Origin of the sequence: Dyadobacter sp. CY326, assembly GCF_021390515.1 — a bacterium.
Classification (GTDB): Bacteria; Bacteroidota; Bacteroidia; order Cytophagales; family Spirosomataceae; genus Dyadobacter.
The window spans coordinates 404,468-425,368 of the sequence record NZ_JAJUXI010000003.1 but is presented as its reverse complement, the minus strand read 5'-3'; the positions used below and the strand labels follow the sequence as shown (position 1 = coordinate 425,368).

At 45.0% G+C, this 20,901-nt stretch carries 20 protein-coding genes; 10 read left to right on the top strand and 10 right to left on the bottom strand.

Annotated elements, in window-relative coordinates:
• Positions 1-16: 16 nt before the first annotated feature.
• Positions 17-514: a hypothetical protein gene (locus LZG73_RS06195; RefSeq protein WP_233846929.1), complete on the bottom strand. Its 498-nt coding sequence runs from the start codon at positions 512-514 to the stop codon at positions 17-19.
• 225 nt (positions 515-739) lie between these two features.
• Here LZG73_RS06195 and LZG73_RS06190 point away from each other — a divergent pair, with 225 nt between their 5' ends.
• Positions 740-1,540 (top strand): alpha/beta hydrolase, encoded by an 801-nt coding sequence (locus LZG73_RS06190; RefSeq protein WP_233846928.1) that lies wholly within the window; start codon positions 740-742, stop codon positions 1,538-1,540.
• A gap of 64 nt (positions 1,541-1,604) precedes the next feature.
• Here the strand turns inward: LZG73_RS06190 and LZG73_RS06185 are convergent, their stop codons facing one another.
• The 4 genes from LZG73_RS06185 to LZG73_RS06170 all read right to left on the bottom strand — a co-directional run bounded on the left by LZG73_RS06185 (position 1,605) and on the right by LZG73_RS06170 (position 4,832).
• Entirely contained in the window at positions 1,605-2,426 is an 822-nt protein-coding gene (locus LZG73_RS06185) for an NAD(P)H-binding protein (RefSeq protein ID WP_233846927.1), read from the bottom strand.
• A gap of 90 nt (positions 2,427-2,516) precedes the next feature.
• Positions 2,517-3,284 carry a helix-turn-helix domain-containing protein gene (locus LZG73_RS06180; RefSeq protein WP_233846925.1) on the bottom strand — a complete coding sequence of 256 codons (768 nt, stop codon included), beginning with the start codon at positions 3,282-3,284 and terminating at the stop codon, positions 2,517-2,519.
• 423 nt (positions 3,285-3,707) lie between these two features.
• Positions 3,708-4,241, bottom strand: a complete 534-nt coding sequence (locus LZG73_RS06175; protein ID WP_233846923.1) for a DUF4199 domain-containing protein — start codon at positions 4,239-4,241, stop codon at positions 3,708-3,710.
• A gap of 120 nt (positions 4,242-4,361) precedes the next feature.
• Positions 4,362-4,832, bottom strand: a complete 471-nt coding sequence (locus LZG73_RS06170) for a response regulator transcription factor (protein ID WP_233846922.1) — start codon at positions 4,830-4,832, stop codon at positions 4,362-4,364.
• 116 nt (positions 4,833-4,948) lie between these two features.
• Here LZG73_RS06170 and LZG73_RS06165 point away from each other — a divergent pair, with 116 nt between their 5' ends.
• Positions 4,949-5,245, top strand: coding sequence for a hypothetical protein (locus LZG73_RS06165; protein WP_233846921.1), 297 nt, complete (start codon positions 4,949-4,951; stop codon positions 5,243-5,245).
• Positions 5,246-5,359: 114 nt separating this feature from the next.
• Here the strand turns inward: LZG73_RS06165 and LZG73_RS06160 are convergent, their stop codons facing one another.
• Positions 5,360-5,809, bottom strand: coding sequence for a hypothetical protein (locus tag LZG73_RS06160; RefSeq protein ID WP_233846920.1), 450 nt, complete (start codon positions 5,807-5,809; stop codon positions 5,360-5,362).
• A gap of 162 nt (positions 5,810-5,971) precedes the next feature.
• Between LZG73_RS06160 and LZG73_RS06155 the strand changes: the two genes are divergently transcribed.
• Positions 5,972-6,778 carry a metallophosphoesterase gene (locus tag LZG73_RS06155; RefSeq protein ID WP_233846919.1) on the top strand — a complete coding sequence of 269 codons (807 nt, stop codon included), beginning with the start codon at positions 5,972-5,974 and terminating at the stop codon, positions 6,776-6,778.
• A gap of 5 nt (positions 6,779-6,783) precedes the next feature.
• The gene (locus LZG73_RS06150; RefSeq protein ID WP_233846918.1) at positions 6,784-7,380 is read left to right on the top strand and encodes a hypothetical protein; all 597 of its coding nucleotides are present in this window, start codon (positions 6,784-6,786) and stop codon (positions 7,378-7,380) included.
• Positions 7,381-7,389: 9 nt separating this feature from the next.
• On the opposite strand, the gene LZG73_RS06145 is transcribed toward LZG73_RS06150, so the two are convergent.
• The 3 genes from LZG73_RS06145 to LZG73_RS06135 all read right to left on the bottom strand — a co-directional run bounded on the left by LZG73_RS06145 (position 7,390) and on the right by LZG73_RS06135 (position 13,099).
• Positions 7,390-9,300, bottom strand: a complete 1,911-nt coding sequence (locus tag LZG73_RS06145; protein ID WP_233846917.1) for a PAS domain-containing protein — start codon at positions 9,298-9,300, stop codon at positions 7,390-7,392.
• Between the two features lie 181 nt (positions 9,301-9,481).
• Positions 9,482-12,223, bottom strand: coding sequence for a DNA ligase D (gene ligD, locus LZG73_RS06140; RefSeq protein WP_233846916.1), 2,742 nt, complete (start codon positions 12,221-12,223; stop codon positions 9,482-9,484).
• A gap of 36 nt (positions 12,224-12,259) precedes the next feature.
• On the bottom strand, positions 12,260-13,099 hold the full coding sequence (locus tag LZG73_RS06135; RefSeq protein ID WP_233846914.1) for a DUF72 domain-containing protein: 840 nt from the start codon (positions 13,097-13,099) through the stop codon (positions 12,260-12,262).
• 18 nt (positions 13,100-13,117) lie between these two features.
• Between LZG73_RS06135 and LZG73_RS06130 the strand changes: the two genes are divergently transcribed.
• The 6 genes from LZG73_RS06130 (at position 13,118) to LZG73_RS06105 (ending at position 18,833) form a co-directional block, all read left to right on the top strand.
• On the top strand, positions 13,118-13,477 hold the full coding sequence (locus LZG73_RS06130) for a hypothetical protein (protein WP_233846912.1): 360 nt from the start codon (positions 13,118-13,120) through the stop codon (positions 13,475-13,477).
• Positions 13,478-13,594: 117 nt separating this feature from the next.
• Entirely contained in the window at positions 13,595-14,995 is a 1,401-nt protein-coding gene (locus tag LZG73_RS06125) for an ATP-binding protein (protein ID WP_233846910.1), read from the top strand.
• A 35-nt stretch (positions 14,996-15,030) separates the two neighbouring features.
• Complete coding sequence (locus tag LZG73_RS06120) at positions 15,031-16,692, top strand: response regulator (RefSeq protein ID WP_233846908.1); 1,662 nt, start codon at positions 15,031-15,033, stop codon at positions 16,690-16,692.
• Positions 16,692-16,961 (top strand): UBP-type zinc finger domain-containing protein, encoded by a 270-nt coding sequence (locus tag LZG73_RS06115; protein WP_233846906.1) that lies wholly within the window; start codon positions 16,692-16,694, stop codon positions 16,959-16,961. The genes LZG73_RS06120 and LZG73_RS06115 overlap by 1 nt, the downstream gene beginning before the upstream one ends.
• A gap of 99 nt (positions 16,962-17,060) precedes the next feature.
• Complete coding sequence (locus LZG73_RS06110; protein WP_233846904.1) at positions 17,061-17,486, top strand: response regulator; 426 nt, start codon at positions 17,061-17,063, stop codon at positions 17,484-17,486.
• 3 nt (positions 17,487-17,489) lie between these two features.
• Positions 17,490-18,833 carry a sigma-54 dependent transcriptional regulator gene (locus LZG73_RS06105; protein WP_233846902.1) on the top strand — a complete coding sequence of 448 codons (1,344 nt, stop codon included), beginning with the start codon at positions 17,490-17,492 and terminating at the stop codon, positions 18,831-18,833.
• 45 nt (positions 18,834-18,878) lie between these two features.
• Here LZG73_RS06105 and LZG73_RS06100 read toward each other — a convergent pair whose 3' ends face one another.
• Entirely contained in the window at positions 18,879-20,831 is a 1,953-nt protein-coding gene (locus LZG73_RS06100; RefSeq protein WP_233846900.1) for a CocE/NonD family hydrolase, read from the bottom strand.
• Between the last annotated feature and the right edge of the window lie 70 nt (positions 20,832-20,901).

Below are 20,901 nucleotides of genomic sequence, written 5' to 3'. Positions count from 1 at the left end.
TTTAGCAAGTAAGTAATCACAAAAATTCAAAGGCCGATCTTCTCGGCAACGGAACGGTTACCCAGCCCTTTTGATAGTGCACTTCTATTCCCGCATCTGTATACGCGAGCTGGTATCCTTTTTGAAATAACATTGTAAGCGGCAAACCAGGATCGCAATCTGGATGAATAACGTCGTTATCGACTGCAAGCGCACAAAGTAAAATGACCCTAACCAGATCAATTGTAGCGGATTCGACCCTTGCCTTTTTAATTCGTAAAGAGGTTTGCAGCAGGTAAATGGTCGATTCAACCGACTGGGAGTCATCGATGCTGACTAGCGAATTAACTTTTGTATAAATTGTTTTATCGTTGGGCGGCAGTCTGCTTCTGTTTTCTGGCCACCAACGAAAAATCCGCCCATAATAATCCATCACCAATGCTTCACAATCTTCGTCCCAGTCAAGTGCAAGCACCCATGACAGATTTAAAATCTCCAAAACTCTTTGACGGTAGACGGTTTTCGTTATGTTCATTGCTAAATATAAAATGGTAAAGAGAGTTTGAAAGTGCAAAAATATAATTTTCATTTTCGGGACCAGTTTTAGATTTCGAGATTGCCAATATATGTTGGTTAGTGCGTCGGCTTTGTAAATTTTATAAATCCATTCCATCAAGTGGTAATTTAAGTTGGCTTAACGCCGTGGCAGGCTTTTAATGTTTCCATATCAAGCATTGATAATCAATCATCAACAAACAAAATGAAAGGAACAATTGTCTTTATTCACGGAATGTTTCAGAATCCCAAAAGTTGGGACAAATGGGTCGCATATTTTACTAACCAGGGTTATAACTGCCTCGCACCGGCCTGGCCTGACCACGCAGGGGAGCCGTCGGCGTTGAGAGACAATCCGCCTGCGACGCTGGGCGACTTAATGCTCGATGATGTGATCTCGGCAATGGAAAAAGTCATTATTGACGCGGGAGGAAACAGCTCTGCGCCTGAGGATCGCCCCATAATCATCGGCCATTCGGTTGGCGGATTGCTGACGCAGCTTTTTGTGAATCGCAATCTGGCATGTGTTGGCGTCCCGATCTGCTCCGTCGCTCCGAATATGATGATGACTTTCGATTGGCCATTTTTCAAAAACGTCGCTGCCATTACAAATCCGTTCAAAGGAGACGAACCGTTTTTTCAAACTGCCGAAAGTTTTCATGAAAGCTTTTGCAACACATTGTCTGAGGAACAGGCGCGGCAAGCTTTTGAGGAAACTGCCACGCATGACAGCAGAAATGTGTTGAGAGGTTGCCTGGGCACGTCAGCACACGTAGATTTGGACAAAACGCACGTTCCATTGCTTTTTATCAGCGCCAAAGAAGATCACATTGTCCCAACAGAACTGGTTGAGAAAAACAGCGAAGCATACGACGATACAGCTGGCTTGACATCATTTAAGGAATATGAAGGCCGCTCACATTACATTTGCGGAGAGCCCGGCGTGGAGGAAGTGATGGAATACGTTGCAACCTGGCTCGACTTATATCGCATTCAAATGCTTTAACCACATTGCTTTTAGGAGGCCAAAGCCCTGAAACTTTCAGGGCTCTGGCTTTTTTTATTAGTAATCAATCGGCGTTGTCCCATGCGCCGCTTGCCGCGGTTTCTTTCACATATGCGCTGAAATCCTTCGGTTTGCGGCCCAAAGCTTCTTCGACGCCATGTGATAGATACGCATTGCGTCCGTCCAAAACTTCCGAGAACAAATATTTTAGCAATTCAATAAAACCATCCGGAACCTGATATTCCGCCAAGATTGCTGCATATTCGTCAACGGTCACTTCATGAAAAGTAATTTCCCGGCCAATTTCATCCGAAATTTCTTTGACCGCTTGTAAAAATGTGAGCAATCTTGGCCCGGTTACTTCGTAAACCTTTCCGGCGTGGCCATCTTCTGTAAGCGCAGCGACCGCAACGTCCGCAATGTCGTCTGTGTCGATAAATGGTTCGAGCACTTCGCCAACCGGCAGCACACCATGTCCGGCTAAGACCGAATCCAGAATGAAGCTTTCACTGAAATTTTGACTAAACCAGCTTGCCCTAACAATCGTCCATTCGAGTCCCGAACGCATAACAACCTGTTCCGATGCCTGCGCTTCTTCCTCGCCTCTGCCGGAGAGTAAGACGAGCTTTTTTACACCCGCCTGCAAAGCAGCTTTACAAAAATCTTCAATAATCGTGGACGCACCCGGAATGCCTAAATCGGGCTGGAATGTGATGTAAACTGCTTCAATTCCTTCCAATGCGGCTGGCCAGGTTGCATTATTTTCCCAGTCGAATGGGAGAGAGGCGGTGCGTGAGCCGATCCGGATGTCTGCATCTAATTGTTGCAGTCGTTTCGCAACTTTGCGGCCTGTTTTGCCTGTGGCGCCTAATACGAGCGTTTTCATGTGCTAATGGTTTTGATGAAAATTTGTTTCCGGATCAAAACTATTGCTGGCTGCACTGGCAAACTTGGACAAAACCGTCAACCTCGTGTTTTATGAGAAATATTTCGGTTTGTAGGCTCGTGGCGTAATGTGCGTAAACTCTTTGAAATTGCGGACAAAGTGCGATTGATCGGCATAACCGTTCTCATAGGCAACATCTGACAGCTTTTTGTAATCGCCGGCGTCCATTTGTTTGATCGAAGATTGAAACCGGATAATCTTGGAAAATAATTTAGGCGAAACCCCAATTTGCCGCGTAAACCTGCGTTCCAGGGTTCGCTCCGACATGTCCGATTCCTGTTGCAGATCTTTAACCGTGACAGCACCGTTTGCATTCATGATGAATGTGGTCATTTCTTCAATTTCCAAATCGGGCGAGCTGTTACTGGCTTGCGCTTGCAAAAAAGCTTCCATGATTTTCACCTGATCGTCGGTTGAATGTGCTTGGATCAGCGCGTTTGCCACTTGCTCCGAAGTCTCAGAATAAGTCCGCATATCGAGGCAAGTGTCTGTTAATGAGCATGCTTTCAACCCGAACAATGCATGAACGGCATATGGATACAAAATAAAAACAATCATTTTATAGCTGCCAGTGCATTTTAGTTCAATGGGCTGAACGGTCTGGCCATAAAGCAATAAATCCGACAACGGCTTTTCCTCAATATAAACGCCGGACTGCGACTGTTGAAACATCAGTCCCGAACAACCATCGGCAAAAAATTTCAATGAATGGTCCGTTTGCTGAATGTCATGGTTTTCCAGGATCCAAATATTTTTAATGTATTTGGTTAGAACGGACGGTCTGATGATGGGCTGCATGACTTAAAGTTATGATTTGACAGTAATTTTTTTGGCCATAAACAAATATGAACTGCGTAAATGTAAAGTTGGCAAGCTCCCAGAAATAGCACAAAACCGACAAATCGCGCAACTTTTTACCGATTACTAACTGAGCGCCGCCAGTCACTCATCGCCTTTGAGAACAAATTCCCATTAACGTTTATTTGTAACGGCTTAATAAAGTTCTGGATAAACACACACTATACTTTACCTATGCACACACTATTTTCAATCTTGTTTTTTTAAGAAATGGACACATTTCCCAAAGATTGATAAACATTCATAAGTGTCATCGACATGGTCTTCAAAGATCGTCGCCAGAGTTTTTACCTCAAAAAGTGCTTTTTGATAATTTTCAAAGCGCTCCTCGGTTGACCAATTAAAATTATTAGTTCAGGCCTATCAGGCAGACATTTGCTGCGTCGGTGTTCTTTTAAGAATTAATGCGGACAGTAGGGAAACAACCAATCCAACCGGCAAGATTTCCAGATAAGTGAAAAGAATGATCATGATAGGGCTTTTGTACATTTCCTTGTAACCATCCATTTCAGCAACTTTCTGTTGCATTTCGGCGCCTGTGAGTCCTTCGGCTTGTGATTGTCTGATCACGTGGGCTGCATATTTCTCCATAAAATCGGGTACGAAAATATAATAATCGAACAGCCAGACGATGACGTAAACTGTGGAGGCAATGAGCGTAATGTACAATCCAATCGTGAATGCTTTCCCAAATGAAACGTTGCCATTGCTAAACTTGTCACGATAATTTTTCACACCAACAAAAATTAAAGAAAATGCAAGTAGCATTGACGCATATCCGAGCACAATGCTGCCATCGAAATCTTCGCTTTTGTAACACATGGCCGCGGAGGTGACCATGAAAACGGAAACGATTATTCCTGCTATCAGGCCGCAAACGAGTATTGTTTTTTTCATAACATTAATGTTTTGGGAATGGTTATGCAGCAAATCTGGGGTGTTAGTGGCTAATTCAGATCATACTTTCGGGTGATATTTACTTTATGCCTGCTTTTTCATGCAAAAGTGTGACCGTGCTCATGGGATCAGGCGCATGCGCTTTGCCTTTTCGGCGGCCTGCGTCCGACTTTTGACTTCCATTTTTTCGAAGAGGCGGGAAGAGTGGGTTTTGATCGTGTTGACGGAAACAAATAAGCGCTCGGCAATTTCCTGGTTGCTTAGTCCGAGGGCAATGAGTTGCAGAACTTCCAGTTCGCGATTGCTCAGCCCAAGGCGTTCCTGTTCTTCCTTATTAAAATGAAAATCACTTGTGTGCAGAAAAACTTCTTTTTCAACTACAACTGTGGTGATTTTTGGCTTGGTCAATTTCAATGCAAGCCAAATGCCCAAAGCAGTGAAAATTAATGCAATGGCACCTGCGTAAATTTCGAAAATGTGGTCAATGATGATGAAGCGCAATTCGAGCCATTTAAGCAGAAACAGCAATAGCGCCAGGGAAACGCCATAAAGAATGTTTTGCTTGTGTCTGTAAATTTTGTCCGATATCATCAAATGGCTCGGTAAGAAAGCTTGCCCACCAAATTTAGTATTTCTGATTCAATCGTCGCGAACGCTCCAAAAAGAAATGGGACACAAAAAAAGTCGCGCATCTGCACGACCTTTTTGTGTGTGTATTAGATAAACTTTATTTCGATCCTTTTGCCGCTGTTTTGGACTCGGACTTAGCTGCCGTTTTTGGAGCTGCCTTTGTCGCCGTTTTGGATGCTGTCTTGGTTTCTGCTTTGTCTGCTGATTTCGAAGCTGTTTTGGCTGCTGGCTTGTCCGCAGCCTTAGTTGCCGCCTTCGCAGGAGCTTTTGTAGCGGAAGTCGCTTTGTCTGTTGATTTTGAGGCGCTTGCCGACTCCGTTGTTTTTTTACTTCCCGATTTTGCTGTTGTTGTAGCCATGATGATTGTTTGTTGATTTGTAAATATTTGATTAAAAAAGTGTGCCCGGCTAAAACAAAAAAAGAGTGCACCTAAGTCATCGGGTGCACTCGTCATGAAGAAGAGGATTATGTGATTGTCTTGGGCGAAATCAATGCGGCAAATCGGCCAATTTCGCTTCATCGTCAGCGATTTTTCGCTTCAATGATTCTATATCTTTTCGCAGGTCATCTAGATGATCCGAAGCTTTTCTGGCTTTCTTCGCATCTTTTTGCGCACCGCTTGCGCTTTTGTCAGCGCGTCGTGCCAATTTTTTGTCCTGTGGATCATCGCCTAACTTTTCGGCATTTTTCTTGTTATCGTCGGCTGAGCGTTGTGCCTGTTCCGCTGTTTTTTCAACTTCACGGGTTGCATTTTCAAGCTCATTCTCCAGCTTCGCTAATTCCAATTTCCGATCATTCAGCTCCTTGCTGATTTTGATCGTTTCTTTCTGTTCTTTTAATATGTTGAGGGAGTCTTTCGAGACAACCTGTGCCATGGAAGGCATTGTGATAGCAAGGAATCCCAGCAATGCCAGCGTTCGGATGGTTTGAATTTTCATAACGTTTGATAAATATGATTACCAGCACATTGCAATAACCGTGCCTGAGATGTGCCTTTCCAACAACAAAAACTGTGAATTTGCAGGAATTATAAGGCAAATTTCGCGGTTACATCTAGGTCTGCGTATACAGCAGTATGTTTCATTAAATAAGGCCATACGTTGAAAAATTTTCCAAAAGCCGCTTTCCTTGTTTTTGGATTGATGCTCGCGGCCTGCGAGGGCATTTTCCAATACAATCCAAATCAGGTTATCTTCAAGGACGATGAGCGCAACTTGAACCAAAAGAATATTGAGCGCATCCAGGCAAGGCCGCTTACAGATACGGTCAAATTCATCCTCATGGGCGACACGCAACGCTGGTATGACGAGACGGATGCATTTGTTAAAAGCGCAAACAGTCAGAAGGATGTGGCGTTTGTGCTGCATGCAGGCGATATTTCGGACTTCGGGCTTTCTCAGGAATTCAAATGGGTGAATGAGATCATGGTAAAATTGAATTGTCCTTATCTCACGGTCATCGGAAATCACGACCTGGTGGCAAATGGCCCGGCCGCTTACCGCAAAATTTATGGCCCGATGGACTATTCATTTGATTACGGAAACAACAAATTCATTTTTATCAACACCAACTCGCGCGAGTATGTGTTCAACGGAACAGTGCCCAATCTGGGCTGGCTCGAAACTCAACTGGCCAACAATCCGGAAAAGAAAAATGCGATTGTCATAGCCCATATCCCACCGTTCGACGGAGATTTCGATCCGAAGCTCCAAGATGGTTACGCCAAGCTCCTGGCAGATGATGATAATGTCAAATTTTCACTTTACGGGCATCAGCATACGTTTCGCGACGGCGAGTTTTACGAAGATGGCGTCCATTACTATTTGACGACAAGCACGGGCGAGCGAGGATATTGGCTGTTCACAACTTGGAAGGGCGGTTACAAGGCTGAACGCGTTGCATATTGAATTTTATGAAAAAATCTTTTTTACTCCTCTTACTAATCTGTTCCCTTGCCGCCAGTGCGCAGGAAACCTACGAACAGGATCTGAAACGTGAATGGTATTTGCCCGATCACATTAAAGTGCAGTTTGCCGGCAACATTGGTTTTTTTTCTGGTGGGCCAGGTTACATTTCGCGCAACAAAACGTTGGAAACGGACCTGATGTTTGGCTTTTTGCCGCAAAAGTTCGGTGGTGATGCATTGGTAACCACGTCGCTCAAAACGACATATTCGCCTTGGCGCATTCGTTTAAAAAACACCTATTACATTAAGCCGTTCTCGATTGGCGCTTATTTGAGTTACACGTTTGGGACGCAGTTTGACACAAAACTTCCCTCATATTATCCGCAAAACTATTATTGGTGGGCAACATCTTTCCGGCCGGGCGCTTACATTGGCGGTAAGGTGGGAAGAGAAGTGTTTTTCAGAAATCGCAGGCGTTCGCTCGACGCTTATTATGAACTGGGGAGTTATGACTTGCTGATGATCAGTTATGTGCAAAACACCGGATATCTGCGACTCTCGGACATTGCGAACCTTGCATTTGGATTACGGATGAGCTTTTAAAATTGAAATTCAGGCAGTTTTCTCCGAAATGTCGCGGATAATTTCATCCAGATGCTTGGCTGATATGAGCAAATGATCCAGCAGTTCCTGCTTTTCAATGTCAGTGTGCGGATAGTTTTTGATCAGGTCAACAAGTCCCATCACCCGCGCAAGGGGCGCTCTCACAACGTGCGACTGCATATGCGCAATTTCCTGAAATTTGTGTTCTTCCTGTTTCTGGCGCGTAATGTCACGCAGCACACCGATCATGCGGGTTGGATTGCCATCCGAATCACGTAAAATGTAACCGTTTTCTTCCACATAAGCATATGTGCCGTCAGCCTTGATAAACCGGTAATTGCCTGTCCAATTGCTTTTTGAGGCGTCGGTTAAATGATTAATCAGGTCATTTTGGACGTCATGCCGATCATTGGGATGCACTTTTTCCAGCCAGTCATTCAACTGAAATGCCTTGTTGTTAAAATTAAAGCCAAAAAGCCGCTCGAAGCCGTCGCCCCATTCGGTGTGGTCCCTGAGAATGTCCCAGTCATAAATTGCATCGTTTGTGGCCTTGTTAACAAGCTGATATCGCTCATTGCTTTTTTTCAGCGCATCCACATATTTTCCGAGACGTGAGCGGCTCATGTTGATGATCTCGGAATTTTTTTTGTTTTCGAAAATCAATTTCAGAATTCCGACTGCCCGGTCAATAACCTTCAATTCATCTTCACCCGGTTCTTTGACATGATCGTAATAAATGGCAAACGTGGCAGTTACCCCGCCTTCGGAGTCAAAAATCGGGTGTGACCAGCATGCACGCAAGTCAAATGGAAGCGCGAGATGTGTAAAATCACTCCATATGGGATCATTGGCAATGTCGCTGGCAATAACTTTTTCCTTCCGAAAAGCTGCTGTTCCACACGAGCCGGCCCTTTCTCCAATGGAAAGGCCTTCAATGCTGGCAATGTAAGCGGCGGGCAGGCTGGGCGAGGCCCAGTTGCGTAATTTGCCATTGACAATTTCCAAAATGGAGCATTTCATGCGCGGATATATTTGCTCTATTCCAAGTAAATATTCTGACAATATGCGTTCCAGTGATCGTTCTTTTGGAGAGTTCAGTTTCAGCACGGTTTGTTCAAGATATTCCAGAATCTCAAACCGCCTGGTTTCTGTAACGTCCACCATGACACCGCGCAGAAGTGTAGGCGAACCATCCGATTTAATCACCGCCACAATGTCTTTGATCCAGACAATCCTGCCATCGGCGGCAATCATGCGATAATCAAAAACATGGTTTTTGCCAGCTAGCGTGTGCGTATGGCAGATTGCAAGTGCGTGCCCACGATCCTCAGGATGAATGTGGTTTTGCCAAAAATCGGGGGCGCTCATCCATTGATCTGGTGAATATCCGAGAATGTTTTGAACCTGATCACTTATAAATGTAAATTCGAAAGTCGCTGCGTTCGCTTCCCACACAATCCCGTCAACGGTTTGAAGCAAAGATTCAAAGCGGTTACGCGATTGCACAAGCGCGCATTCCATCATTTTGCGGTCGTGAATGTCCTGCACAGCACCGTATATACGAACACAAACGCCATCCCGTGTTTCCGCGCGACCAGTAATTCTGATCCAGCGCTCATTCCCCTTTGCAGTGGTGATTTCTAGCTCAATGTCGAAGACAGACCCATTGTAAATAATCTCACGAATCGCGCGAAGCAGTCGCGAACGGTGATTTTCTTTTTTGAAAAACGACATGACGGCCACGAAATCCGGCTGATAATCCGCATCGACTTCGTGGATTTCCTTGACCACATCAGACCATACAATTGCTTGATTCGTTACGTCAGCGTCCCAACTCCCAACACGCGCAATGCGCTGCGTTTCATACATTCTACTCAGGTAGTCAGGGTCTACCATTCCACTAATCATGCTGAAATCCATGATTTTGAATTTTAGTTTTCGGGCTTTTCTTATAGATGCAACGTGGAGTATAGGATGACAATTTATATTTTAAAAATCAAATTGCATTAATTTTGAACGTTATGTTATCAGATTTTTTTCAATTATTTCGTAGCGCTGCCGCAGAGTTACTGTTTGCGTGTAAAATGAATTGCACAACGAGTCATTCCGCAGTGTCGATTTGACCGATAATGGCTTCAAGATCAATGCCTTTCTCCAAAACCGGCTTAAAGAGATCTCCTTCAATATCAAGCCTGTCCAATGCATTCAAGATGGTAAAGTGTCTCAATTGCAATCCAATCTTCACCTCATCCCAATGCAATGGCATCGAAACCGTCGCGCCAGGCTTCGGGCGAACCGAATAAGGAGCCGCAAGCGTTGCTTTCGGGCGGTTTTGCAGATAATCAATGTATAATTTTCCCTTCCTGTTTTTAGTCATGCGCTCAATGCTGGTAAATTCCGGCAATTCCTGCTGCACCTGACTGGCAACCCATTGCGCAAAAAGCTGACATTGATCATAGGAATATTTTGCACCCAGCGGAATGTAAATGTGCAGTCCCGTGGAGCCGGAAGTTTTGCAGTAAGACGGAATTTTTAACGAATCGAGCAACTGCTTGATGGCCAGTGCCGTTTCAATAACTTGTTCAAATGTATTTGTCGTGTCCGGGTCAAGATCCAGCAAACACCAGTCGGGATTATCCGGCTTGTCGGTCCGGCTATTCCAGGGATTTACATCTATGCAGCCCAGATTGGCCATGTAGAGCAATGCAGCTTCATCGTTGCAGATCATGAAGTTTTTTTCCTGTTCCTCGCCATTAGACTTGTAAGGAAATGTTTCGACCCAGGAAGGCACTTTTCCGGTCACGTCTTTTTGATAAAAACTTTTGCCTTCAATGCCATTCGGGAAGCGATTGAGCGAAAGCGGCCTTTTTTCGAGATAAGGCAAAATGTATGGCGCAACCTGATAATAATAGTTAACCAAATCTCGCTTGGTCAGTTTTTCCTGATACCAGAATATTTTGCTCAGATTTGAAAATTTAACCTCATTCCCATTAATTTTCCTGACCTGCGATTCATCGGTCGGGTTTAAAAGCGTTTTGCGTTTTGATTTGGCAGGCTTTTTAATGACTTCATCATTTTTGACAGCTTTCGTTTCCTTTGCAGGTGCATCTGGTTCCTCCTTAACGGCCGCCTTGGTCGGTGTTTCTATTTCCCGAACTACGTCTTTGGCTTTTTTGTCTTCCCGCATTCCTTCAAAAGATGGATGTCTGAAAACACCGTCCGAAGTTATTTCAGCAAAACTGATCTCACACACAAGCTCTGGTTTCAGCCAGGTTGCATTGGCTTTTGGCGGGTTGGGGCGGAATCGGGATGGCTTATTGTAATCCGGCGTTTCTTTGAACGGACTTTCTTTTGTCTCCAATGGCTTGAAGAGTTCGAGCATCTCCTTTTGCTGTTTATCCTTAAAACCCGTCCCGACTTTTCCGGCATATTGCAGCACACCATTGTCATAAACGGCTAATATTAAGGCGCTAAAATGCTTTGCTGTGCCTGCATTGCGTGTGTATCCGGCAACAACCACTTCCTGCCGCTTGTTCACTTTGATCTTCAACCAATCATTCGTCCGCAAACCCAGATGGTAAATGCTGTCCGATTTTTTGGCAATAATTCCTTCCAGTCCCATTCCTTTTGCGGCTTCGTAAAAGGCAGTTCCCTCAGCAGCAACGCTATAACCGATTCTCACCGGACTGTCTTCGGTAACAATGCTTTGCAGGATGGCCTTCCGTTCGGTCAAGGGCAGGTCGACCAGACTTTTGCCATCGAGCCATAAAATATCAAAAACATAGTAAACCAATTCGCCATCGGCTTCGCTGCGCCAGTTTTGCAATGCACCAAAATCCGAGTGGCCTTCGTCATTGATCACCACAATTTCGCCGTCGATAACAGCATTCTTTTTCCATTTACATAAGCCATCATAAATCGGATAAAACTTCTCCTTAAACGATTTTTTATTCCTTGATTTCAATTCCAGCTGACCGTCATGCATGTACGCAATGGCACGATAACCATCCCACTTTACTTCATATTCCCAGCCAGGATCGTCAAATGGAGCGTCGACAAGCGTAGCGAGCATCGGCGTAAATTCTTCCGGAAACTTGCCTTTTTTGGCTTTTTTCAAAATTGTTGCCGCGCTTGGCTCATTCGATTTATCGTCTTTTTCTTTTTCCAGATATTCATCTACGGGCGCAGCCGGCTTTTCTTCCTCTTCGTCTTCTTTCTTCTTAGTTTTGGCCTTTTCATCTTGCTTAGGCTCGCCGTAAATATTGTCGCTGGTCGCTTTGATGGCGTCCAATGTTTTATTGGAAATCACAGATTTGTCTTTCTCCGTAATGTCCGCGTCAGAAGCAAATTTATCCTTATGCTTGATCAGGAGCCACGAGTTTTCTGACATGCCTTTTGTTTTGACAAGCGCAAATTCACCTTTCAGTTTCTTGCCCTTCATCCGAATCTTCACCGAGCCCGATTCAAGCTCTTTCAGCATGATCTTTTCCTTGTCTTTTTTAGTTTTGGCTTCTTCCAGTGGCTCATATGTTCCCTCATCCCAGACCATTACAGTTCCTGCGCCATAATTTCCTTCCGGAATAATCCCTTCAAAATCCTTGTAATCGTAAGGATGGTCCTCCACCATCATGGCCAAACGCTTGGTGGCAGGGTCCGTTGATGGACCTTTCGGAACAGCCCAGCTTTTTAACACACCATCCATTTCCAGCCTGAAATCATAATGCAGCCTGGACGCATGATGCTTTTGTATCACAAAAATCAATTCTTCCGAATCCGCTTTTCCACCTTTTGGTTCGGGTGTTTTTTCAAAGGACCGCTTTTCATTGTATTTGACCAGACTCATGATGATAAAAGATTTAGTGAAACAATGTGATTTGTATTAGCTGAGCTCGCTCACCAGCTCTTTCAGTTTTGCTCCGTTTCGGAGGGCGTGTCCATGGACATCATTATTGAAAAATGCCCACACAATGTGCCCCTGTTTAACCCAATCGATAAATTTCAATGCATATTCCCGCAAAGTCTCATCCGAGTAAGATGAGCTGTAAAGGGATTCGGGACCATGGAAACGGAAAAATATGTCCTTTGCCGTGATGGTTTCATGATACGGATAAATGGCAGATTGCGCCGTAACCAGGATGATTTTAAACTGTCGCATTAAAGCAATGCTTTCGTCCGTGAACCAGGAATCGTCGCGCACTTCCATTGCAAATCTGTATTGCGCATAGTCTGAATGCAGAATTTCGTAAAATGGCCGAACCACGGCTTCATTGAATCTCACATTGTCGGGAAGCTGGACGAGCACCGGGCCAAGATGTTTTTCAAAAGGACTGAAAACGGAAAAAAAGCGCTGTAATGGCTCTTCCGGATCGTGCAGCTTTTTCATATGACTCAGAAAGCGGCTCATCTTGGGGCAGAATAAAAAGTCATCGGGCACCATAGCGATCCATTTTGCTATCGTTTCCTGCTTGGGTAATTTGTAGAAACTTCCATTTAATTCAGAAACCGAAAAGTGCCTGGCGTAATGTGCAATGTATGCTGTCGGCTTCATTTTGGCAGGATAAAAAATCTCTTTCCAATGCTTGTAACTCCATCCGGATGTGCCAATGTGAATATTGCTGCTTGCTGTCATATCGAGATCAAATGGGAAGGCGACAATAAAATAATCATACCGAATGCCAGCAGCGATTTTTGGGAATGGTTTTTTGAGTGTTCTCGTCAAACCAATGTGATTTTTAAGATGGCAATCATTGATATTTTGGGCGAACAAGAGGAAACTTTGGGCACTGCGGATGATCTGAGGGAGGAAATTATTTTCGAAAGTGTGCAGGAAGAACTTTCAGGAAGTTTGGTAAAAATCGAGTTTGAGACTTCCCTGGGCTTGTGCACAGGTTACTATCATGCTGCCGAGCTGGGACATGAGGAAGTCAACATGGACGAAGCTTCAATGGAAACTTTGAAATTGCTTTTTCCAACCTGTAACGGCGTTTTCATGCATCAGAGTAACCGGGATTGGGTTGAAATCAGCCTGGCCGAGCACATTGCCGGACTTCCGGAATATAAAATTTACAACCGCATTGTGACGGAAAGCGCCGCATAACATGCCGTGATGACTGTTGCTTCAAGCTTCATTTCGGAAGGTTAGCGTAAATAAATCGCCTTCAAATTCCCAAATATGTCGAAATTAGGAGATTGACTTACGCCAACCTTTTCTCTAATGAAGGATATTAAAGTTGCTGATTTAAAATCAAATAAAATTTTTCAGGATGTGCCTGAGGACCAGCTGCAATGGTTGATTGATAAGAGCGCACATTACGAATTGCCGGAAGGCGAGCTAATGACCTCGCCCGGCGAGCCGCTCAAAGGAACACATGTGGTTATCTCTGGGCGCATTGAGTTGTATCGCATTCAAAACAATACAAAATTATTTATCGCCGAATTGCTTCCGGGGACCGTAACCGGCACATTGCCTTTTTCAAGAGGTAAAGTGGGTGTGGCTTACGGGCAATGCACGGAGCTGACCCAGCTCATGACTTTCCCGGCAGATCAGATGCGCGAGCTCATTGTTTCGCATTATGAACTCACGCAGGCACTCGTGATCGTGATGACGTCCCGCGTGCGGGAGTTCACCGAGCTCGAACAGCAAAATGAAAAAATGATGGCATTAGGCAAGCTGTCTGCAGGCCTTGCCCATGAGCTGAATAATCCGGCAGCAGCCATTGTCCGTGGCTCGGATTCTCTCAAAAAACACCTTTTATTGCAGCCGGGAGCATTCAAAAAACTGATTTCCATTCACCTTTCTCCGGACGAAGTGGAACTGATCAACGAGAAAATGACGTCGATCATGGGGAACACGAACAGGCCTGTGCTCAGCATGATGCAAAGGTCGGAGCGGGAGGACGAAGTGCTTGACTGGCTGGACGCGAACAATATCAACGGATGCGAGGACATTGCAGAAAATATTGTTGAATTCGGCCTTACAGAAGAGGACTTGGAGGATTTGAAAAGCAAAATCAACAAAGACGATTTCTCGCCGATCCTGCTCTGGATGAATAACAACCTTACCACGGAACGCATGGTCGCTGACATTCAGGAAGCTTCCAAGCGCATTGCCGATCTGGTTGGTTCTGTAAAGACCTTCACGCACATGGATAGAGGTGGAGAAAGAGAAATCACAGACATTCACACCGGCATCAAAAATACACTTACGATGCTTAATTATAAGTTGAAAAAGGGTAATATTAAGGTTACGGAGGAGTTTGATACCACCATTCCGCATGTGATGGTGATGGTTGGGGAGCTAAACCAAGTGTGGACGAACCTGATAGACAATGCGATAGATGCCTTGGAAAATCAACCGAATCCGGAGTTGCACATCATTACGCACAGGGATAAGGAATTTGTGAAGGTTTCGATCTGCGACAATGGGCCGGGGATTCCGGCAGAGATTAAGAATAAAATATTTGATCCGTTTTTTACCACCAAGGCCATTGGAAAAGGGACAGGATTGGGGCTGGATGTGGTGATACGCATCATTAAACAGCATCATGGAAGTGTGACCCTGCATTCGGAACCAGGCAAAACAGAATTTCTTGTGTGTTTCCCAATCAATGGATAATTTAGATTTCATTACCCTTAAATAATAACTAGACTATGGGTTTGCCCATTATTTTTTCAATTGACGACGATCCACAGGTTTTACGGGCGATTAGCCGGGATCTAAAAGCCCACTACCGGGACAAATACAGGGTTTTGAGCACTTTATCGGTCAAAGAGGCGATGGAGAGTTTGCTCGAACTACAAAATAAAGGGGAAGAAGTGGCGATTTTCGTGTCCGATCAGCGGATGCCGGAAATGCAGGGCGTTGATTTTCTGGAAAAGGCAATGGTGCTATTTCCGTTTGCAAAACGTGTGCTGCTCACCGCTTATTCAGACACGGATGCTGCGATTAAGGCCATCAACGACGTTCAGCTTGATTATTATCTGATGAAACCGTGGGACCCGCCAGAGGAAAAACTTTATCCGGCGATCGATGAATTGCTTAATGACTGGCAAGCCAACTATCGTCCCGATTTTACCGGCATTAAGGTTATCGGATATCAGTTTTCACCCAAATCACACGAAATAAAAGATTTTTTGGCTGGTAACCTGGTCCCATATCAATGGATGGATGCCAATTCGAGTGAAATTGGTAAACAAATTATCAGCACAAACGGACTTTTATCAGCCGATTTTCCATCCGTAATTTTTGAAGACGGATCTGTTTTGAAAACGCCTTCTTTAATTGATGTCGCTTCTAAAATCGGTTTGAATGCAAAGGTTAAGCTGCAAATTTATGATGTGATCATCATTGGAGCCGGTCCGGCTGGCTTGGCGGCCTCTGTTTACGGCGCTTCCGAAGGATTAAGCACTTTATTGATCGAGCGCAAAGCGCCTGGCGGTCAGGCTGGAACGAGTTCGCGAATTGAGAATTATCTCGGTTTCCCTTCGGGATTAAGCGGCTCGGAGTTGACGCGGAGAGCCATCACGCAGGCAACGCGTTTTGGAACCGAATTCCTCTCGCCACAATCGGTTAAGGAGATTAAATTAAAGGATCAATACAAAACCATCGTGCTCGAAGACGGGACCGAAATCAATGGTCGCGCTGTGGTTATCACGACCGGTGTAGATTATCGCAAGCTTGAAACGAAGGGAATTGCAGATTTTACAGGAAAAGGAATTTATTACGGAGCGGCGAGCACGGAAGCGAGTTCTTGCGGAAATAAGGACGTTTACGTGCTTGGAGGCGGTAATTCGGCAGGTCAGGCTGCGATGTATTTGTCCAAGTTTGCAAAAAACGTTTACATTATCGTTCGTAAAACCGACCTTTCCTCATCTATGTCGTCCTATCTGATCGATCAGATTAAGAACACAGAAAATGTGTCAATTTTGGGTTGCACGGAGATCATTCAGGCAACCGGAAATGAGCATTTGGAAGGATTAAGGCTTGTGGATCTCAAAACAGGTGAAGAGCGTGACGCCCCAGCCGATGCATTGTTCATCTTCATCGGCGCTAAACCTTACACAGAATGGGTTGGTTTACAGATCATTAAAAATAACAAAGGCTTCATTGAAACCGGCAGGGAAATGAAAGCTTACGACAATTTCCGTCAGGTTTGGAAAGGCCAGCGTGACCCATATTTGCTCGAAACAAGTTCGCCAGGCATTTTCGCGGCAGGCGATGTGCGCGCAGGCGCCATGAACCGCGTCACCTCCGCAGTTGGAGAAGGCTCCATGGCCATCAGTTTTGTTCACCAGTATTTAAATGAAGTATAATGGATCAGGTTTGTAAGCACATCAGCGAGATTACCGAAATCAAGAAACCAGCCGCATATGTTTGCGAAGAATGCGAGAAAGTCAACGGGCACTGGCTGCACCTCCGCACTTGCCAGACTTGCGGCGCGACATTGTGCTGTGACAGCTCGCCTTCCAAACACATGACGCAGCATTATCACGCAACAGGGCATCCTGTGGCTATTTCCGCGGAGCCAGGCGAGCAGTGGCTTTGGTGTTACAAAGACGAGTCTTTTGTGGAATACAACTGATTTTCGAAGTCACTGGCCCGGTCGAATTGACCGTTAAATAGGTATTCGTTTGAAATAATGTGATATTTACGGGGGATAGTAATCACAAAAATCTTAATAATGTCAGTTAAAGGACCAATCATCTCAATCGAAGATGATTTCGATGACCAGTTTTTGATCAGAAGCGTCGTGGAGGAATTGCAAATACCAAATCCACTGATTTTTTTCACTAATGGCCTTGAAGCTTTACTTTATTTAGAAACTGCGACTGAACAACCATTTGTTATCTTGTGCGACATCAATATGCCGGTAATGAATGGATTGGAGCTGCGTAATCGGATTGAAGAGAATGAATATTTGAGGAAAAAGTCGATTCCGTTTATTTTCCTCAGCACAGCTGACAATCCGCACATTATTTCAACGGCTTACGAATCAACTATTCAGGGATTTTTCAAGAAAGAAAACAGTTTTGATGATTTGAAGAAGAGAATTAAAATCATCTTCGAATATTGGCAAAGCTGCCTTCATCCAAATAATTACGCATAGTCTGTGAAAAAAGTACTAATCATTGACGATGAAGCGAAATTAAGAGGCCTCATTGCCAGGGTTATCACACTCGAAGGATTTGAAGTTGTCGAAGCCGGGGACATCAAGTCTGCATTAAAAAAGCTCGAACAAATCGAAATTGACGTCGTTTTGTGCGATGTCAAACTCCCGGACGGCAACGGTGTTGATTTTGCAAAAACGGTCCGTGAGAAATATCCATTGCTTGAAACCATTCTGCTGACCGCTTACGGAAATATCCCTGACGGCGTGCAAGCCATTAAAAATGGTGCATTTGATTACATTACCAAAGGCGACGATAATAACAAGATCATTCCGCTCATTTACAGAGCATTGGAGAAATCGGAGTTGAACAAACGCGTCGTCTCCCTTGAAAAACAGCTGGGCCAAAAGCATTCATTTGATGCGATTATTGGTAAATCCAAACAACTGCAAGCATGCATTGCCCTGGCCCGACGTGTAGCGCCAACCGATACGACCGTTTTGCTTTTGGGAGAAACGGGAACAGGAAAAGAAGTTTTCGCGCAATCCATTCACCAGGCCAGCAACAGATCCAAGAAGCCATTTGTCGCGATCAATTGCTCCGCATTCGGGAAGGATCTGATGGAGAGCGAAATGTTCGGGCATAGAGCCGGGTCATTTACAGGAGCCAATAAAGACAAAAAAGGGCTGTTTGAAGAGGCCAATCATGGGACCATTTTCCTGGATGAAGTCGGTGAGCTCGCCTTGGAATTACAGGCAAAATTGCTGCGTGTGCTCGAATCGGGTGAGTTTATCAAGATAGGGGACACAACGCCGACGAAAGTCAATGTCCGCATTATTGCCGCCACGAACCGTGATTTGCAAAAACAAATTGCTTCCGGCGATTTCAGGAGCGACCTTTATTATCGCATATCCGTTTTCCAAATCACCATTCCAACATTGCGCGAGCGCATTGCAGACATTGAAGCGCTGGCCCAAAGCTTTGCCGCACAGTATGCATTGAAGGCGAATAAGCGAATCGAATCTTTGTCACCCGAATTTATCGCAGCATTGGAAAACAATCCTTGGAACGGAAATATCCGAGAATTGAAAAACGTGATCGAACGAAGCGTTATCCTGACTGACGGACCTCAATTGGATGTAGAAAGCTTGCCATTGGAATTACTATTAGGCAAAACCACGGGTTCGAAGAATCTCTCCGCCTTCTCACTTGCCAGCGTTGAAAAGCTTCATTTACAGAAGGTTTTGAATTATACAAATGGCAATAAGGCCGAAGCTGCCCGCTTGCTAGAAATTGGCATTGCAACGCTTTACAGGAAAATCGAGGAATACAAACTGCAAGCTTAACATTGCAATACAGCGGCGCTTTCTTCAAAATTGTTTTGCAAAGCTTTATTCTAAAACACGTACGCCGACATACGACGCGCTGTTTCCCGATAAATATAACCGATGGTTAGCCTTCTGGAAATCTTGCTCTGAAGCTTTGTAAATGTTTACAAATTTTTGCGGATTGCGATCAACCAGCGGAAACCATGAGCTTTGCACCTGGATCATGATTTTGTGACCTTTTTTGAAACGATGCGCTGCGTCCTGCATGTCGAATTTCACATTTTCGATTTTGTTCGGGACAAGGGGAACGGGATTGGAAAAGCTCTTGCGAAACTTTGCACGCATCACTTCGCCACGCACCAGAAGTTGAAAACCGCCCATTTTCATGTTTGGATTAATAGGACTGTCATTAGGCGCATCACCCGGATAAACGTCGATCAGCTTCACAACAAAGTCCGCATCAGTGCCCGTGGACGACACAAAAAGGTTTGCAAACACATTGCCTGAAATCGTCACATCTTCCTTTAAAACTTCGGATTGATACACGAGCACGTCAGGTCGCGTTGCCGCAAAGCGCTGATCCTCATACATGAAATCGCTCCCGCGAATGATGCGGATTTCCGAGGTGTAGGGAACAGGCTTATCCGGATCGCTCACATATTCATCAAAAGCAGGCTTGGCACCGACCTGCATCGTGGTCATTGTGGGGAAGAATGAAAGCGTGCCATCCGGATGCATGTATAGCTTTTTTTCGACGGTGTTTTTTGGCGGCCACTGGTCATATTTCCGCCATTCATTGGCACCAGTTTCGAAAATATACGCCTTGGGAAGTTCGGGCTGAGGCTGGTCTTTCAGGTAATGATTGAAAAATGGAAATTCCACTTCTTTCTGATAAAAGGCGCTTGTTTTAGATCCAAAGCGAATATTTCCCAGCGACTCACCCGTCCCGCGCGCCCAGCCGCCATGAATCCACGGACCCATTACGAGCAGGTTAGGAGATTGGGGCTTATTACTTTCAATGCCTTGATAGGTTTTGAGCGGACCATACAAATCCTCCTGATCAAACCATCCACCCACGACCATGACTGCCGGCTTAATGTTTTTAAGATGCGGCACGGGCGTGCGTGCTTTCCAGAAATCATTGTAAGTATCGTTCTCCATCATCTGGTTCCAGATGCGGTTTTCATTCTTGAAAATCTTCTCGTTTACATTTTTTAACGGGCCAAGATTCTTGTAAAACTCATAAGAGTCGGGCGTGCCGTAAGCGGAGAATGCAGGCGCGCCTTTGGGCGTCGGCTGCGGCCTCGGAGCTCCATAAGACGAGAGAAAAGCGAATGTGCCCATCAGAAAAAAGGCGCCATTATGATGCCGATCATCGCCCATAAACCAATCTGTTACAGGCGCTTGCGGCGATGACGCCTTCAATGCCGGATGCGCTTCAATGGTTGTCATTGTCGTGTAATAGCCTGGCGCTGAGATGCCCCAGCTTCCGACTTTGCCGTTATTGCCTTCGATGTTTTTGATCAGCCATTCAATGGTGTCGTAAGTATCAGAACTTTCATCCGTTTCGTTAATGGATTTTTTGACAGGAATAAAGGGCCTGTAAGCCTCGAAATCGCCTTCCGACATATATTTTCCACGCACATCCTGATAGGCCACGATGTAACCGTCCCGCGCAAAGTGCATGCTCGGGCCAATCGAAGTTTTATACAAATCGGCTCCATATGGCGCCACACTATAAGGCGTGCGGCTTAGCATGATCGGGTATTTTTTCGTGGCGGAAATGTCCTTGGGCAGGTAAATAGCCGTAAACAATTTCACCCCATCCCGCATAGGCACCATTCGCTCAATCTTGGTATAATTCTGCCGAATAAACAGTGAGTCCTCATTCACCTTTGCCTGCGCAGAGACAGCAGAAACGCCAATCTGCATAAAGCATATGAGCAGTAAAATGAAATGGCACTTCGCCGAAAAAAATGAAAGGCAGTTGATGAAATAGCGGATAGGATTGTTCAAGTTGATCGGGTTAATGGGTTGATTGAAGCTAAATTAGCGATTTCCCATTAAAATCAAAGCCTGGACTCTG